We start from the raw sequence: 15,496 nt of genomic DNA, 5'->3' as shown, positions 1-15,496 counted from the left end.
CAATGGGGGCGCACGGAAAGAAGTGGAGGCGAACAATTCCCAGGAAACTGGCAGGCGAGCTGTGAGAACCCGGTCAGCCCGAGCCGAAGCGGAAGGACTCCCAGGGCCGCCACACCCCGTCGGCGCCGAACCGGGAGAGCACGAACTCGGCGACGTCGAAGACCGCGCGGAAGCCGCGGGTCTTCTCGTAGGCCGCGTCCAGGGCCCGGTCGGAGAGGCCGTGCGCGACGGTGACGTGCGGGTGGTAGGGGAAGGCGAGTTCGCGGGCGAGCGGGCCGGAGCGGACCTCGGCCTCCAGCACCCGGCACTCCTGGGCGCCCTCCTCGACCCGGATGTAGACCACCGGGGAGACCGGGCGGAAGGTGCCGCTGCCCTGGAGCAGCATCCGGAACGGGCGCTGCACCGCGGCCACGGCGCGCAGGTGCTGCCGGACGGCGGGCAGCAGCGCGGGGTCGGCCTCGGTCGGCGGCAGCAGGGTGACGTGGGTGGGTATCGAGCGGGCCTGCGGGTCGCCGTGCCCGGCCCGGGCGTCCTGCACCCGGCTGCCGTACGGTTCGGGGACGTGTATGGACACGCCGATGGTGACGGTCCCGTCGGGACCGTCACCGGCACGGGCGGCAGCCGTCGGCATCAGCGCTTGGGCGCCAGGAAGCCGATGCGGTCGTAGACCTGGGCGAGCGTCTCGGAGGCCACCGAGCGGGCCTTCTCGGCGCCCAGCGCGAGCACCCGGTCGAGTTCGGCCGGGTCGTCCAGGTACTGCTGGGTGCGGGCCTGGAACGGGGTGACCCACTCGGTGTACAGGTCGGCCAGCTCGGTCTTCAGGGCGCCGTACATCTTGCCCTCGAAGTGCGCGACCAGCTGGTCGACCGTCATCCCGCTGAGCGCGGAGTGGATGCGCAGCAGGTTGGAGACGCCGGGCTTGTTCGCCTCGTCGTAGGTCACCACGGTGTCGGTGTCGGTGACGGCGCTCTTGAACTTCTTGGCGCTGACCTTGGCCGGGTCGAGCAGGTTGACCAGGCCCTTGTCGCTGGCCGCGGACTTGCTCATCTTGGCGGCCGGGTCCTGCAGGTCCTGGATCTTCGCCGTCTCCTTGAGGATGTACGGCTTGGGCACCGTGAAGGTCTGCCCGTAGCGGGTGTTGAAGCGGTCCGCGAGGTCGCGGGTGAGCTCCAGGTGCTGGCGCTGGTCCTCGCCGACCGGGACGGCGTCGGCCTGGTAGAGCAGCACGTCGGCGACCATCAGCACCGGGTAGGTGAACAGGCCGACGGTGGTGCGGTCGGTGCCCTGCTTGGCGGACTTGTCCTTGAACTGGGTCATCCGGGCGGCCTCGCCGAAGCCGGTGAGGCAGTTCATCACCCAGGCGAGCTGGGCGTGCTCGGGCACCTGGGACTGCACGAACAGGGTGCAGCGCTCCGGGTCGAGGCCGGCGCCGAGGAGCTGGGCGGCGGAGATCCGGGTGTTGTTCCGCAGGGTCTCCGGGTCCTGCTCGACGGTGATCGCGTGCAGGTCGACCACCATGTAGAAGGCGTCGTTGGCCTCCTGCAGGTCGACCCACTGACGCACCGCGCCGAGGTAGTTGCCCAGGTGGAAGGAGCCTGAGGTGGGCTGGATGCCGGAGAGCACCCGGGGACGGTCCTTCACCGGACCGGTGACCGCTGCGTTGACCATGCGGGCCATTCTTCCAGCTTCCCGGGCCGCTCAGGAAACCTCCGGGCCGACCGGGTCGTCGAGTGTGACGGCGCTCACCCGGACCCGCTCGATCCGCCGCCCGTCGAGCCGGGCCACGGTGAGCTTCGCGCCGGTGCCGGTGACCACCTGGTCGCCCTGCCGGGGCAGCCGGCCGAGCTCCCGCACCACGTAGCCGGCCACCGTCTCGTAGGGGCCCTCGGGCAGCGCGAAGCCGGTCTCCTCGGCGAAGTCGCCGAGGTTGAGCAGGCCGTCGAGCTCGATGCCGCCGCCGGCCAGCCGGCGGGTGGCGGTGGTGTCCTGGGCGTCGTACTCGTCGCGGATCTCGCCGATCACCTCCTCGACCAGGTCCTCCAGGGTGACGATGCCGGCGGTGCCGCCGTACTCGTCGACCACGATCGCCAGGTGGTGGCCCTCGCGGCGCATCTCGCTCATCGCCTCCAGCACCCGCTTGGTGGCGGGCAGCAGCTTCACCGGGCGGGCCAGGTCGCGGACCCGGGGTGACTGCTCGGCCCGCGCCCCGTACAGGTCGCGGACGTGCACGAAGCCGGTGACGGCGTCGTAGGAGCCCTCGACCACCGGGTAGCGGGAGTGCGGCGCGGAGTCGGTCTCGGCCCGGACCTCGCCGACCAGCCGGTCGCCGTCCAGGAAGGTCACCTCGGTGCGCGGCACCATCACCTCGCGCAGCTGGCGCTCCCCGGCCGCGAACACCTCGTTGATCAACTCGCGTTCGTCGGAGCCGAGTTCGGTGTTGGCGGCGACCAGGCCGCGGAGTTCCTCGGAGCTCATCACGCCGCGCCCGGCGGACGGGTCGCCGCCGAGCAGCCGGACCATCAGGTTCGTGGAGTGGCCGAGCAGCCAGATCACCGGCCGCAGCGCCACCGACATCACGTCCACCACGGGGGCGGCCAGCAGCGCGATCGACTCGGCCCGCTGCAGGCCGATCCGCTTGGGCGTCAACTCGCCCAGCACCAGGGAGGCGTAGGAGATCACCAGGGTCAACGAGACCAGCGCGACGGCGTCCGCGACGCCCTCGGAGAGGCCGGCCCGGACGAAGACCGGCGCCAGCTTGCCGGCCAGCGTGTCGGCGCCGAACGCGGCCGACAGGAAGCCCATGCAGGTCACCCCGACCTGGACGGCGGCCAGGAACCGGTTCGGGTCGGCGGCCAGGTGCGCGGCCCGCGAGGCCCGCCGGGTGCCGGCGGCCTCCAGGGCGCGGATCTGGCCCTCGCGCAGCGAGATCAGCGCGATCTCGGCGACGTTGAACAGGCCGCCCAGCATGATGAACACCAGGACGAGCGCCGCGTCCTGCAGGGTTTCGCTCACGGCCCGAGTGTAGGGCGCCCGGCGGGCGCGGAACGGCCGGGCGCCCCGCGGGCACCTGGCCGTTCAGCACGTCACTGCCGCGGCGCTCAGATGAGGCCGAGCTCCTGGACGGCGTCGCGCTCCTCGGCGAGCTCGCCGACCGAGGCGTCGATCCGCTTGCGGTCGAACTCGGAGAGCTCCAGGCCCTGGACGATCTCGAAGGTGCCGTTCGAGGTGGTGACCGGGAAGGAGGAGATCAGGCCGGCCGGGACGCCGTAGGAGCCGTCCGAGACGATGCCCATCGAGGTCCAGTCGCCGGCCGGGGTGCCGTTGACCCAGGTGTACACGTGGTCGATGGCGGCGTTCGCGGCCGAGGCGGCCGAGGAGGCGCCGCGGACCTCGATGATCTCGGCGCCGCGCTTGGCGACCTTCGGGATGAAGAAGTTCTCCACCCACTCCTGGTCGGCGCCGACGGCGTCGAAGGCGGCCTTGCCGGAGATCTCGGCGTGGAACAGGTCCGGGTACTGGGTGGCGGAGTGGTTGCCCCAGATGGTGACCTTCTTGACGTCCTCGACGGTGACGCCGGCCTTCTTCGCCAGCTGGGCGACGGCGCGGTTGTGGTCGAGGCGGGTCATCGCGGTGAAGCGCTCGGCCGGCACGTCGGGGGCGTTGCGCTGGGCGATCAGGGCGTTGGTGTTGGCGGGGTTGCCGACCACCAGGACCTTGATGTCGTCCGCGGCGTTGTCGTTGATGGCCTTGCCCTGCGGGCCGAAGATGCCGCCGTTGGCGGAGAGCAGGTCGCCGCGCTCCATGCCCGCGGTGCGCGGACGGGCGCCGACCAGCAGGGCCACGTTGGCGCCGTCGAAGGCCACGTTCGCCTGGTCGGTGATGGTGATGTCGCGCAGCAGCGGGAACGCGCAGTCGTCGAGCTCCATGGCGACGCCCTCGGCGGCCTTGAGGCCCTGCGGGATCTCCAGCAGCCGCAGGTTGACCGGGACGTCGGCACCCAGCAGGTGACCGGAGGCGATGCGGAAGAGCAGCGCGTAGCCGATCTGGCCGGCGGCTCCGGTGACGGTGACGTTGACGGGGGTGCGAGTCATTTCAGCCTTCTCCTGCAGATCGCCAGGTGCCCCAGGCACACCGGCGCGCTGGAGCCGAGGATGATCTCTCGATATCGAGAGACCCGGGTCAGGCTATCGCAAGGCGCGCACGCCCCGCGCGAGCAGGTGGGCGCCGCGCCCACCCGCCCGCGGGGCGGTCAGTGCACCGGGTGCCCGATCAGGCGCCCGATGTTCTCCAGCAGCGGAACCCGCAGCCACGGATCGGGCTGGGCGACCAGGGTGAACACCACGATCACGCCGCCGAACAGGAGCATCAGCGTGACGTCGGTGAACCGGCTGCGGACGGCGAGCATGCCGACGTCCGGCAGGCCGAGCCGGAGCAGCGCGCCGAGCAGCGGCGCGGCGCCGACGGTGAGCAGGCCGAGCCGGAAGTCGCCCGCCCAGGTGATCAGCAGCCCGGTGAGCGCGACGGCGAGCACCAGCGTTATCGGCCACTGCCGCAGCGGCAGGGCGTGGCCGCGGCCGAGCGCGGCCGCGGAGCCCTCCGGGGGCAGGGTGCCCTCGGTGGTGGCGGGGGGTCGGCGCGGGCCGCGCCGCTGGATGCCGGGCACCGGTCTCAGCGGCCGGCGCGGCGCTCGGCCGCCTCGACGATGTTGTTGAGCAGCATCGCGCGGGTCATCGGGCCGACGCCGCCGGGGTTCGGGGAGATCCAGCCGGCCACCTCGGCGACGCCGGGGTGCACGTCGCCGACGATCCTGCCCTCGCTGCGGGAGACGCCGACGTCGAGGACGGCCGCGCCGGGCTTGACGTCCTCGGGCTTGACCAGGTGCGGGACGCCGGCCGCGGCGACCACGATGTCGGCCTTGCGCAGGTGCGCGGCCAGGTCGCGGGTGCCGGTGTGGCAGAGCGTCACGGTGGCGTTCTCGCTGCGGCGGGTGAGCAGCAGGCCGATCGAGCGGCCGACGGTGATGCCGCGGCCGACCACGACGACCTCGGCGCCGTCGATGGCCACGTCGTGGCGGCGGAGCAGTTCGACGATGCCGAGCGGGGTGCAGGGCAGCGGTCCGTCGATGCCGAGGACGAGGCGGCCGAGCGAGGTCGGGTGCAGGCCGTCGGCGTCCTTGTCCGGGTCCATGAGTTCGAGCACCCGGTTGGTGTCGAGGCCCTTGGGGAGCGGGAGTTGGACGATGTAGCCGGTGCAGGCCGGGTCGGCGTTGAGGTCCCGGACGACGTTCTCGACGTCCTCCTGGGTGGCGGTCGCGGGCAGTTCGCGCTGGAGCGAGGCGATGCCGATCTCCGCGCAGTCGCGGTGCTTGCCGTTGACGTACCAGCGGCTGCCCGGGTCGTCGCCGACCAGGACGGTGCCGAGGCCGGGCAGGACGCCCCGCTCCTTGAGGGCCGCCACGCGGACGGCGAGTTCGGACTTGATCGCGGCAGCGGTGGCCTTGCCGTCGAGAATCTGGGCAGTCATGCCCCCCATTCTCCCGGATGCGGGACGGCGGCCGTGCCTCCGGTCCCGGTCGCGCCGTGTGCCCGCCCGGTGCCCGGAGCGTTGCGGTTGCGCCACGGTCGGGCTGCCGCGCCGCAGGTGGCTGGACAGCGCGCGGTGGTTCGGACCACGATGATCCGAGCAATTCCTGCCGTCCCGGCCTGGTGACAGGCCGCAGGGCCGCGGAGGACGACACCGGGGGAAGACGACAGTGAGCAATCCGTACCAGCCGGACCCGCACGGCGGTTACGGCCAGCAGCCCTATCCGCCGCAGCAGCCGGGCTACGGCTACCCGCAGCAGCAGCCGCCGCAGCCCGGGTACGGCTACCCGCAGCCGCCGATGCCGCCGATGTACCCTGCCGCGCCGCCGAGCAACAACGCGGCGACGACCTCGGTGGTGATCGGCTTCATCACGGTGCTGGTCTCCTGCTTCTACCTGGGGCTGCTCGGCCTGGTCGGCCTGGGCTTCGGCATCGCGGGCCTGAACCGCTCGGCGACGACCGGGGTCGGCCGGAACACCGCGATCGGCGGGATCGTGCTGAACACCCTGGCGGTCCTGATCAGCATCGCGATCATCGTGCTCGCCGTCAGCAACTACTCGTCCTGAGCCCCTCGTCCGGGCCGCGCCGCGGTCCGGGCCCGGTTTCTTGATCCCCTCCACGTCGGACCTGTCCGCTACTCTCCCACGCGGTCGGCGAATTCACTGCCCGTCCGCTCCCAGGAGATTCCTGTCCCGTCCACGCTCCTTCCTGCCCGGAGGCACCGATGAGCTACCCGCCCGACCCGAACAACCCGTACGGCCAGCAGCAGCAGCCGGGTTACGGCTACCCGCAGCAGCCGCCGCAGCAGCCCGGGTACGGCTACCCGCAGCAGGCCCCGCAGCAGCCGGACTACGGCTACCCGCAGCAGCAGGTACCGCCGCAGGGCTACGGCTACCCGCAGGCCGCGGGCACCATCCAGGCCAACAACGGCTACATCAACATCGGCTACCTGGGCACCGTCCAGGTCGCCACGATGGGCCAGCGCTTCCTGGCGCGCCTGCTGGACGGCCTGATCGTCGGCGTGATCATCGGCATCGCGATGTTCGCGGGCCTGGCCGGCGCGGTCGGCCTGTCGAAGAACATCGACGACTGCAACAGCTACACCTACCCCAGCTCCGCCTACACGGACTGCGTGAACCAGCAGTCGCAGGCGGCCGGCGGCATCGTCGCGGGCTTCTTCACGCTGATCGCGGTCCTGGCCGCCTTCAACCTGCTGTACGAATGGCTGATGGTGGGTGTGAAGGGCGCGACCTTCGGCAAGATGGCGCTCGGCCTGCGGGTCGTCAAGGAGTCCGACGGCCAGGTCCCCGGCGTGGGTGGCGGTTTCATCCGCTTCATCATCCCGCAGGTGGGCTACTTCCTCTGCGGCATCGGCATGCTGCTGGTCTACCTGTCGCCGTTCTTCGACAACTCGGGCAAGCTGCAGGGCTGGCACGACCGTGCCGCCGGCACCGTGGTGATCAAGAAGTAGCACTCGCGCACCCGACGCCCGAGGGCCCCGCACTCCGTGGAGTGCGGGGCCCTCGGCGTGCGGGATCAGTGGAAGAAGTGCCGGGCGCCGGTGAGGTACATGGTCACGCCGGCCTTCTCGGCGGCGGCCACGACCTCCTCGTCGCGGATCGAACCGCCGGGCTGCACCACGGCCTTGACGCCCGCGGCGAGCAGGATCTCCAGGCCGTCGGCGAACGGGAAGAACGCGTCGGAGGCGGCGTAGGAGCCGACCGCGCGCTCGCCGGCCCGCTCGACGGCGAGCTTGCAGGAGTCGACCCGGTTGACCTGGCCCATGCCGACGCCGACCGAGGCGCCGTCCTTGGCGAGCAGGATCGCGTTGGACTTGACGGCCCGGCAGGCCCGCCAGGCGAAGGCGAGTTCGGCCAGCTCCTCGGCGGACAGCGCCGCGCCGGTGGCCAGCGTCCAGGTCGACGGGTCGTCGCCGGCCGCGTCGACCCGGTCGACCTGCTGGAGCAGCAGGCCGCCGGAGATCCGGCGGGACTCCAGCTTGTCGGCGGGGGCGTCGGGGGCGACCAGCACCCGGAGGTTCTTCTTCTTCGCCAGCACCTCGACGGCGCCGTCCTCGTAGCCGGGGGCGACGACGACCTCGGTGAAGATCGGGGCGATCTGCTCGGCCAGCTCGACGGTCACCGGGCGGTTGACCGCGATCACGCCGCCGTACGCGGAGACCGGGTCGCAGGCGTGCGCCTTGCGGTGCGCCTCGGCGACGTCCGCGCCGGTGCCGATGCCGCACGGGTTGGCGTGCTTGATGATGGCGACGGCGGGCTCGGCGTGGTCGTAGGCGGCGCGGCGGGCCGCGTCGGTGTCCACGTAGTTGTTGTAGGACATCTCCTTGCCCTGGAGCTGCCGCGCGCCCGCCAGGCCGCCAGTGCCGTCCGTGTAGAGGGCGGCCTGCTGGTGCGGGTTCTCGCCGTAGCGCAGCACGTCGCCCAGCTCCCAGGTGGCGCCGAGGAAGGTCGGGAACGCGGCCTCGGACTCGGTGTAGCCCGACTCCTCGAACCAGCTCGCGACCGCGACGTCGTACGCGGCGGTGTGCGCGAACGCGGCGGCGGCGAGGCGCTTGCGGGTCAGCAGGTCGAAGCCGCCGCCCTGCACGGCCGTCAGGACGTCCGCGTAGCGGGCCGGGTCGACCACGACGGCCACCGAGGGGTGGTTCTTCGCGGCGGCGCGGACCATGGACGGGCCGCCGATGTCGATCTGCTCGACGCACTCGTCGGGGGTGGCGCCGGAGGCGACGGTGGCGGTGAACGGGTAGAGGTTCACCACGACCAGGTCGAAGGGCTCGACGCCGAGTTCGGCGAGCTGCGCGCGGTGCGACTCCAGGCGCAGGTCGGCGAGGACGCCGGCGTGCACGCGCGGGTGCAGGGTCTTGACCCGGCCGTCCAGGCACTCGGGGAAGCCGGTCAGTTCGGAGACCTCGGTGACCGGGACGCCGGCGGCGGCGATCCGGCCGGCGGTGGAGCCGGTGGAGACGATGGCGACCCCGGCGGCGTGCAGCCCCTGGGCCAGCTCCTCCAGCCCGGTCTTGTCGTAGACGCTGATCAGCGCGCGCCGGATCGGGCGCACGTTCTCGGAGACGGGCTTGCTGGCGGAGGAAGCGGCGCTCATGCCGGAATCCATACCTTTCGGTCCTCGATGCGGTGTCCTTCGCGGGCCAGCCGGCCCACGACCTCGACGAGCAGCTTGCGCTCGACAGTCTTGATGCGCTCGTGCAGCGCCTCGCCGCCGTCCGCGTGGTCGGCGTCCTCGACGGCCACCACGCCCTGGGCGATGATCGGCCCGGTGTCGACCCCGGCGTCCACCAGGTGCACGGTGCAGCCGGTGACCTTGACCCCGTACGCCAGCGCGTCGGGGACGCCGTGCGCCCCGGGGAAGGCGGGCAGCAGCGCGGGGTGGGTGTTGACGGTGCGTCCGGCGAAGGCGGCGACGAAGGCCGGGCCGAGGATCTTCATGAACCCGGCGGTGACCACCAGGTCGGGTTCGTGCGCGGCCACGGCGGCGGTCAGCGCGGCGTCCCAGGCGGCCCGGTCGGGGTGGTCCTTGACCTTCTCGACGAAGACCGGGAGGCCGGCCCGCTCGGCGCGGTCGATGCCCGCGATGCCCTCGCGGTCGGCGCCGACGGCGACGATCTCGGCGCCCCAGGCGGGGTCGGCGGCGGCGTCGATCAGCGCCTGCAGGTTGGTGCCGGACCCGGAGACCAGGACCACCAGCCGGGCCGGGCCGGGGGTGCGGGGCGGGAAGACTTGGGCGTCAGCGGCGGCCACGGCGCGATTCTCCGTACGTCGGGTGCCGCCCGCTGGTACGTCCACCGTCGGTGGGGCCACTACGGGCGGCGGCAGGTCGGGAGCGGTGGTGGACCACCGGGCGGTCGCGGCGCTGCGGTCGCCCCGGCCCGGTCCGGAAGCCGCCGACCGTCACCACGATAACGGCTGGTGGGAGGGCGCCTGTCACCGCCCGGCAACGCTACGCGCGTAGCTGAGACGGGGATCTCCCGGCGCCCGGAGCACCAACCTGGTGGGGTGCCGGACAGCCGGGAACCGGCTGGGGGATCATTGAGCGACCGCCCGGTCCCCCACCGCGGGCGGGCACCCGACAACAGAAACGGTCGACACCATGAGCAGCGGCGAGGACAGCGGCGAGCGCAACCCCTTCGCGCCCCCTCCGCCCGGCGCGCCCGACCAGCCCTGGCGTCCCCGCGTCCCGCAGCCGCCCACCGACGGGCCGGACGGCGAGCGCCCCGAGGGCGAGCGCACGCCCTGGGGTCGGCCGCAGCCCGAGCAGCCCGCCGGGCCGAAGCTGGACCCGTCCGACCCGCTGCACCGCACCGCCCGCAACGCCCTGCTGTGCGGTTTCGCCTCGCTGCTGGCCGTGCTGGCGACCTTCCCGTGGATCGGCTTCCCGCTCGGCCTGCTCGCCGTCTGGTACGCCGTCACGGTGCTGCGCACCCCCGCCGAGCCGGTCGCCGACCCGTTCGCCCCGCGCCCGGTCCGCCCGCAGGTCCCGGCCGCGCTCAGCGCGCTGATCACCGGCGGCCTGGCCCTGGTGATGTCGCTCTCGGTCTTCGCGCTGCAGTTCGCGTACCACGACTACCTGGACTGCGTGGCCGGCTCGCTCACCAAGGAGGGCGCGCAGAGCTGCGCCGTGGACGAGCGGGCCCCGGCCTGGCTGGTCACCATGACCGAGGGCGCCGACCAGTGACGGTCCGTCAGGCCCGCTCCGCCCACTCCCGCGCCGGGGCTGCGTAGGCGGCGGCGCCACCGCTCCCGCCCGCGCGGCGGATCGACGCTCCGTCAGGGAGCGAGACGGCGGACCAGGGCGTAGGCGGCGAGGCGGAGGCGGACCGGGGCACCCGGCCCGGTGGTGGCGCGGTGGCGGCGGAGCCACCAGCGGTGCAGGAGGGCGGCGGGGAGGGCGAGGGCGAGCAGCCAGGCGGTCTGGGCGAGGCCGAACTGCCAGGGGACGGGGCCGAGTCGGGACATCCGGCCGGGGCCGAGCGCGCCGCCGCAGGCCCAGCCCGCCAGCAGCCCGAGCGGGGCGGCGGCGAGGGCGAGGGCGGTGGCGACGGCCGCGGTGGGGCCGAGCGCCCAGCGGGTGGCGGCGCGGCCGAGCAGCACCCCCGCGAGAACGGCCGCCGCGGCGGGCCCCGCGCAGGCGAGCAGGTGCCAGTCGGGGCCGCGGTCGGCGGGGAGCAGGCCGAGCAGCGGGAAGTCCGGGACGGCGCCGAGCCGGGTGCCGAGCGGCCCGGCGTGGGTGCCGGTGCCGACGGCGAACCCGGGGCCGAGCGCGTACCCGGCGGACCAGAGCACGGCGTTGGGGACGAGGAACAGGCAGGCGAGCAGCAGGCCGAGCCAGTCCGCGGTGCCGCCGCCGAGGTGCTGCGCGCCCTGTCCGGCGGTGCCGAGCAGGACGGCGACGGCGCAGACGGCGCCGCCGCCCGCGGTGAGGGCGAGCAGCCAGCCGCCGAGGGCCCGTCCGAGGGCCTGCGCGGCGCCCTCCGGCCGGAGCGCGGACGGCAGGCCGGGGCCGGGGAGGTGGACGGGCCGGCCGAGTCCGGTCCACAGGCCGTGGCCGAGCGCGGCGGCGGCGAGCAGCGCGACGGCGGTGAGGTCGGCGGCGGGGCGGGCCCGCAGCGCGGCCTCCGGGTCGGCGCACTGGGCGACGGCCGCGGCGGCGACCAGCAGGTAGCCGGCGTACAGGGCCAGCGGGGAGCGCCAGCGGGCCGCCCCGCGCCCCCGGGCGCGCCGGGCGGCCCGGCGGCCGGCCCGGTCCAGCAGGGCGACGGTGACGACGGTGAGCAGCAGCGGGGTGACGGTGACGGGCGCGCCGGCGGGGGGTCGGGCGAGCGGGGCGCCGTGGCCGAGCAGCCAGATCCCGAAGACCGTCCGGGCGGCGCCCTGCGCGGTGTCGTCGCCGTACGGGGCCAGCACCCAGAGGCCGAACACCGGGACGGCGACCACGGACAGGGTGAGCAGCGCGGTGCGGACCCCGGTGAGCAGGTCGGCGAGGGTGGAGCGGCTGTCCAATTCGCCCGGCAGGCCCAGGATCGGACGGCCCATCAGCTGCGTCATGTCCCTCATGCTGCCAAGGCCACCCGTTCTGCGGTGTCAACGGGCGCACCTTCGCCGTGTCCCGGATTATCAGTACATGTGCCTATTTCCGCGACCGACCTGCGACGGAGGAGTCCGTTGACCTCACCCTCGACCGCGGAGCCCGAACCCACCACCGGCCCGTCCCTCCGGGCCCGCGAGGACGCCGCCCGCCTGCTGCGCGTCCTGACCCCCCGCGAGGCCCGGGTGTTGGCCCGCCTCGCCGCCGGGGACGACCTCCGCACCGCCGCCCGCCGGCTCGGCCTCACCCCCGGCACCGCCCGCGCCGACCTCAACCGGGCGGTCCGCAAGCTGGGCGTCCGCACCCCCGAGGAGGCCACCGCCCTCGCCGCGACCGCGACGCCGGCCGAGACCGCCGAGAGCGCTGCGCCCGCCGAGACCGAAGAGACCGAAGAAACCGACGCACCGTCAACCCCCGCCCCCACCACCGAATCCGCCCCCGAATCCGCCCCCGACACCGAACCCGACACCGAACCCGACACCGAACCCGAGACCGCGCCCGCGGAGTTCGCGGCGTTCACCGCCCTCGTCCACACCCGCCTGGTCCAGCAGACCTTCCTGCTGACCGGGCACCGCCACCGCGCCGTGCACTGCGCGCACCTGGCGCTGGGCGCGGCGGGCCGCCGCTGGGCGGCGGTCTCGGCGGGCGGCGACCCGGAGGGGTGGGTGCGGGCGGCGGCGTTCGAGCGGGCGCTGTCGCCGTGGCACCGGGGCGGGCCGCGCCGGGCGCACCCGGTGCGGTGGCCGCGGCGGCGGATCGCGGTCGGCGCGGCCGTCCCGGAGCCGCCCGAGCCGCCGCAGCGGCTGACGCACCGCGACCGGGCGCTGCTGAAGGCCCTGCTGCGGCTGTCCCGGCCGCAGCGGCGGGCGCTGGTGCTGCACGACGCGCTGGGGCTGCCGGTGGAGCGGGTCGCGGTGGAGGTGGAGTCGAGCACGGCGGCGGCCGAGGGCCGGGTCCGGTCGGCCCGGGCGGCGCTGGCCCGGGAGGTGCCGGCGCTGGTCGGGGACGACCCGGCGGAGCCGGGGTTCGCGGAGCGGCTGGCGGGGCTGCTGCACACCGCGGCGGTGCACGGCTGCCCGGGCCCGCGGCTGCCCGCCCCGGCGCTGCTGGTCGCGGACAGCCGACTGCACACCGGCCTGGTGACGGGCGCGGCGGCGGCGCTGACGGGGCTGGTGGGGGCGGCGATGGTGACCACCCTGCTCGGGGTCGGCCCGGCCGAGCTGGTGCGCCCGGAGCTGCCGGTGGCCTCGGCCTGCACGGGGCCGGGGACGGGCAGCGCGGGCCCGGCGGCGCCCCGGGCCGCGCCGGGGCTGCGGACGCCGTGGTGCGGCCCGGTGCCGGGGGTCCCGGCCCGGCTGATCGGCCCGCCGGGGCAGGTCCCGGCCGAGCTGTCGCCGTCCCCGGCCGCCCCGGCGGGCAGTTCGGACGCGCTGACGGCGGGCAGCCCGTTCGCGGCGCACCGCCCGTCCGTCCCGTCGGCCTTCGGGCCGGCCGCCGTCCCGCCGCCGGACCACCGCCCGCTGCCGCCGCTGGCCGAACCGGCCGAGCCCGCGGAGCCGTTCCTCCGGCCCGGCACCTGAACCGGCCGGCCCGGACGGCCCGGCAGCGCGGCCAGGCCCGGGAACGACGGAGCGCCGCCCACCGGTGGGAACCGGTGGGCGGCGCTCCGTGCGTGGCGCGGTGGCCGTGCGGCCGCTCGCCGGCGCTTACTTGGCGGCGGCGAACAGCTCGCGGGCCAGGCGGGCGGTCTCGGACGGCGTCTTGCCGACCTTGACGCCGGCGGCCTCCAGGGCCTCCTTCTTCGCCTGGGCGGTGCCGGAGGAGCCGGAGACGATGGCGCCGGCGTGGCCCATGGTCTTGCCCTCGGGCGCGGTGAAGCCCGCGACGTAGCCGACGACCGGCTTGGTGACGTGCTCGGCGATGTAGGCCGCGGCCCGCTCCTCGGCGTCGCCGCCGATCTCGCCGATCATCACGATCAGCTCGGTCTCCGGGTCCTCCTGGAACGCCTTGAGGGCGTCGATGTGGGTGGTGCCGATGACGGGGTCGCCACCGATGCCCACGGCGGAGGAGAAGCCGAGGTCGCGCAGCTCGTACATGAGCTGGTAGGTCAGGGTGCCGGACTTCGACACCAGACCGATCTTGCCCGAGCCGGTGATGTTGGCCGGGATGATGCCCGCGTTGGACTGTCCGGGGCTGATCAGGCCGGGGCAGTTCGGGCCGATGATGCGGGTCTTGTTGCCCTTGGCGCCGGCGTGGGCCCAGAACGCGGCGGTGTCGTGCACCGGCACGCCCTCGGTGATGACCACGGCGAGGCCGATCTCGGCGTCGATGGCCTCGATCACGGCGGACTTGGTGAACGCCGGCGGCACGAAGATGACGGTGACGTCGGCACCGGTCTTCTCGATCGCCTCGACCACGGTGCCGAACACCGGGACCTCGGTGCCGTCCACGTCGACGGTGGTGCCGGCCTTGCGCGGGTTCACGCCGCCGACGATCTGCGTGCCGGAGGCGAGCATGCGGCGGGTGTGCTTCATGCCCTCGGAGCCGGTCATGCCCTGAACGATGACCTTGCTGTCCTTGGTAAGGAAGATAGCCATGGTGTTGAGTCCCTTCCTTACTTGTTGGCCAGCTCGGCGGCGCGGTCAGCGGCGCCGTCCATGGTGTCCACCTGCTCGACCAGCGGGTGGTTGGCGTCGGTCAGGATCTGGCGACCGAGCTCCGCGTTGTTGCCGTCCAGGCGGACGACCAGCGGCTTGGTGACGGCCTCGCCCTTGCTCTCCAGGAGCGCGAGGGCCTGCACGATGCCGTTGGCGACCGCGTCGCAGGCGGTGATGCCGCCGAAGACGTTGACGAAGACCGACTTGACGTCGGCGTCGCCCAGGATGATCTCCAGGCCGTTCGCCATCACCTCGGCGGACGCGCCGCCGCCGATGTCGAGGAAGTTGGCCGGCTTCACGCCGCCGTGGTTCTCACCGGCGTACGCGACGACGTCCAGGGTGCTCATGACGAGGCCCGCGCCGTTGCCGATGATGCCGACCTGGCCGTCGAGCTTGACGTAGTTCAGGCCCTTGGCCTTCGCCGCCGCCTCGAGCGGGTTGGCGGCGGCCTTGTCCTCGAGCGCCTCGTGCTCCGGCTGGCGGAACTCGGCGTTCTCGTCCAGGGAGACCTTGCCGTCGAGCGCGATGATCTTGCCGTCGCCGGACTTGATCAGCGGGTTGACCTCGACCAGGAGGGCGTCCTCCTTGACGAAGACGACCCAGAGCTTCTGCAGGACGTCGGCGACCTGGTCGGCGATCTCGGCCGGGAACTTCGCGGCGGCGACGATCTCGGCGGCCTTCTCCGCGGTCACGCCCTCGTTCGCGTCCACCGGGATCTTGGCGAGCGCGTCGGGGTTCTCCTCGGCGACGACCTCGATCTCCACGCCGCCCTCGACGCTGGCCATCGCCAGGAAGGTGCGGTTGGTGCGGTCCAGCAGGAAGGAGACGTAGTACTCCTCCTGGATGTCCGCGGTCTGCGCCAGCATGACCTTGTGGACGGTGTGGCCCTTGATGTCCATGCCGAGGATCGCCTCGGCCTTGGCCACGGCGTCCTGCGGGTCGGACGCGAGCTTCACGCCACCGGCCTTGCCTCGGCCGCCCACCTTCACCTGAGCCTTGACGACGGCACGGCCGCCGAAGCGCTCCGCGATGGCGGCAGCGTCTGCGGCGGTCTCGATGACATCGCCGTCAAGCACGGGTACGCCGTGCTTGGCGAAGAGGTCCCTCGCCTGGTACTCGAACAGGTCCACGTGTTTG

General features: G+C 73.8%; 15 protein-coding genes. 4 read left to right on the top strand and 11 right to left on the bottom strand.

Features of this window, described 5'->3' with window-relative positions:
- Window positions 1–73: 73 nt before the first annotated feature.
- The 6 genes from ACIOHG_RS27825 to ACIOHG_RS27800 all read right to left on the bottom strand — a co-directional run bounded on the left by ACIOHG_RS27825 (window position 74) and on the right by ACIOHG_RS27800 (window position 5,523).
- Complete coding sequence (locus ACIOHG_RS27825; RefSeq protein ID WP_400954472.1) at window positions 74–574, bottom strand: 2'-5' RNA ligase family protein; 501 nt, start codon at window positions 572–574, stop codon at window positions 74–76.
- Window positions 575–630: 56 nt separating this feature from the next.
- The gene (gene trpS, locus ACIOHG_RS27820) at window positions 631–1,623 is read right to left on the bottom strand and encodes a tryptophan--tRNA ligase (RefSeq protein ID WP_400954584.1); all 993 of its coding nucleotides are present in this window, start codon (window positions 1,621–1,623) and stop codon (window positions 631–633) included.
- Between the two features lie 75 nt (window positions 1,624–1,698).
- Complete coding sequence (locus tag ACIOHG_RS27815; protein ID WP_400954470.1) at window positions 1,699–3,012, bottom strand: hemolysin family protein; 1,314 nt, start codon at window positions 3,010–3,012, stop codon at window positions 1,699–1,701.
- Window positions 3,013–3,098: 86 nt separating this feature from the next.
- Window positions 3,099–4,091 carry a malate dehydrogenase gene (locus ACIOHG_RS27810; RefSeq protein WP_400954469.1) on the bottom strand — a complete coding sequence of 331 codons (993 nt, stop codon included), beginning with the start codon at window positions 4,089–4,091 and terminating at the stop codon, window positions 3,099–3,101.
- Window positions 4,092–4,249: 158 nt separating this feature from the next.
- The gene (locus ACIOHG_RS27805; protein ID WP_400954467.1) at window positions 4,250–4,663 is read right to left on the bottom strand and encodes a DUF3017 domain-containing protein; all 414 of its coding nucleotides are present in this window, start codon (window positions 4,661–4,663) and stop codon (window positions 4,250–4,252) included.
- Between the two features lie 5 nt (window positions 4,664–4,668).
- Window positions 4,669–5,523: a bifunctional methylenetetrahydrofolate dehydrogenase/methenyltetrahydrofolate cyclohydrolase gene (locus ACIOHG_RS27800; protein WP_400954466.1), complete on the bottom strand. Its 855-nt coding sequence runs from the start codon at window positions 5,521–5,523 to the stop codon at window positions 4,669–4,671.
- A gap of 229 nt (window positions 5,524–5,752) precedes the next feature.
- Here ACIOHG_RS27800 and ACIOHG_RS27795 point away from each other — a divergent pair, with 229 nt between their 5' ends.
- Together ACIOHG_RS27795 and ACIOHG_RS27790 are read left to right on the top strand one after the other, a co-directional pair.
- A complete protein-coding gene (locus ACIOHG_RS27795; protein WP_400954465.1) occupies window positions 5,753–6,148 on the top strand; it encodes a hypothetical protein in 396 nt (131 codons plus the stop codon).
- Between the two features lie 158 nt (window positions 6,149–6,306).
- A complete protein-coding gene (locus tag ACIOHG_RS27790; RefSeq protein ID WP_400954464.1) occupies window positions 6,307–7,053 on the top strand; it encodes an RDD family protein in 747 nt (248 codons plus the stop codon).
- Window positions 7,054–7,118: 65 nt separating this feature from the next.
- Here ACIOHG_RS27790 and purH read toward each other — a convergent pair whose 3' ends face one another.
- Both purH and purN read right to left on the bottom strand, forming a co-directional pair.
- Window positions 7,119–8,702 (bottom strand): bifunctional phosphoribosylaminoimidazolecarboxamide formyltransferase/IMP cyclohydrolase, encoded by a 1,584-nt coding sequence (purH, locus tag ACIOHG_RS27785; protein WP_400954462.1) that lies wholly within the window; start codon window positions 8,700–8,702, stop codon window positions 7,119–7,121.
- Window positions 8,699–9,358, bottom strand: a complete 660-nt coding sequence (gene purN / locus ACIOHG_RS27780) for a phosphoribosylglycinamide formyltransferase (protein WP_400954460.1) — start codon at window positions 9,356–9,358, stop codon at window positions 8,699–8,701. Before purN ends, purH begins: the two co-directional genes overlap by 4 nt.
- 349 nt (window positions 9,359–9,707) lie before the next feature.
- Between purN and ACIOHG_RS27775 the strand changes: the two genes are divergently transcribed.
- Entirely contained in the window at window positions 9,708–10,292 is a 585-nt protein-coding gene (locus tag ACIOHG_RS27775; protein ID WP_400954458.1) for a hypothetical protein, read from the top strand.
- Between the two features lie 92 nt (window positions 10,293–10,384).
- Here ACIOHG_RS27775 and ACIOHG_RS27770 read toward each other — a convergent pair whose 3' ends face one another.
- Window positions 10,385–11,662 carry a DUF6350 family protein gene (locus ACIOHG_RS27770; RefSeq protein ID WP_400954456.1) on the bottom strand — a complete coding sequence of 426 codons (1,278 nt, stop codon included), beginning with the start codon at window positions 11,660–11,662 and terminating at the stop codon, window positions 10,385–10,387.
- A 117-nt stretch (window positions 11,663–11,779) separates the two neighbouring features.
- Between ACIOHG_RS27770 and ACIOHG_RS27765 the strand changes: the two genes are divergently transcribed.
- Window positions 11,780–13,282, top strand: a complete 1,503-nt coding sequence (locus ACIOHG_RS27765; protein ID WP_400954454.1) for a LuxR C-terminal-related transcriptional regulator — start codon at window positions 11,780–11,782, stop codon at window positions 13,280–13,282.
- Window positions 13,283–13,408: 126 nt separating this feature from the next.
- On the opposite strand, the gene sucD is transcribed toward ACIOHG_RS27765, so the two are convergent.
- Together sucD and sucC are read right to left on the bottom strand one after the other, a co-directional pair.
- Window positions 13,409–14,299, bottom strand: a complete 891-nt coding sequence (gene sucD / locus ACIOHG_RS27760; protein WP_363597064.1) for a succinate--CoA ligase subunit alpha — start codon at window positions 14,297–14,299, stop codon at window positions 13,409–13,411.
- Between the two features lie 17 nt (window positions 14,300–14,316).
- Complete coding sequence (gene sucC / locus ACIOHG_RS27755; protein WP_400954452.1) at window positions 14,317–15,489, bottom strand: ADP-forming succinate--CoA ligase subunit beta; 1,173 nt, start codon at window positions 15,487–15,489, stop codon at window positions 14,317–14,319.
- Window positions 15,490–15,496 lie beyond the last annotated feature (7 nt).

Origin of the sequence: Kitasatospora sp. NPDC088134 (assembly GCF_044741705.1) — a bacterium.
In the GTDB taxonomy this organism is placed as follows: Bacteria; Actinomycetota; Actinomycetes; order Streptomycetales; family Streptomycetaceae; genus Kitasatospora.
Note: the sequence above shows the minus strand (reverse complement) of the source record. Positions and strands in the feature narration are given on the sequence as shown.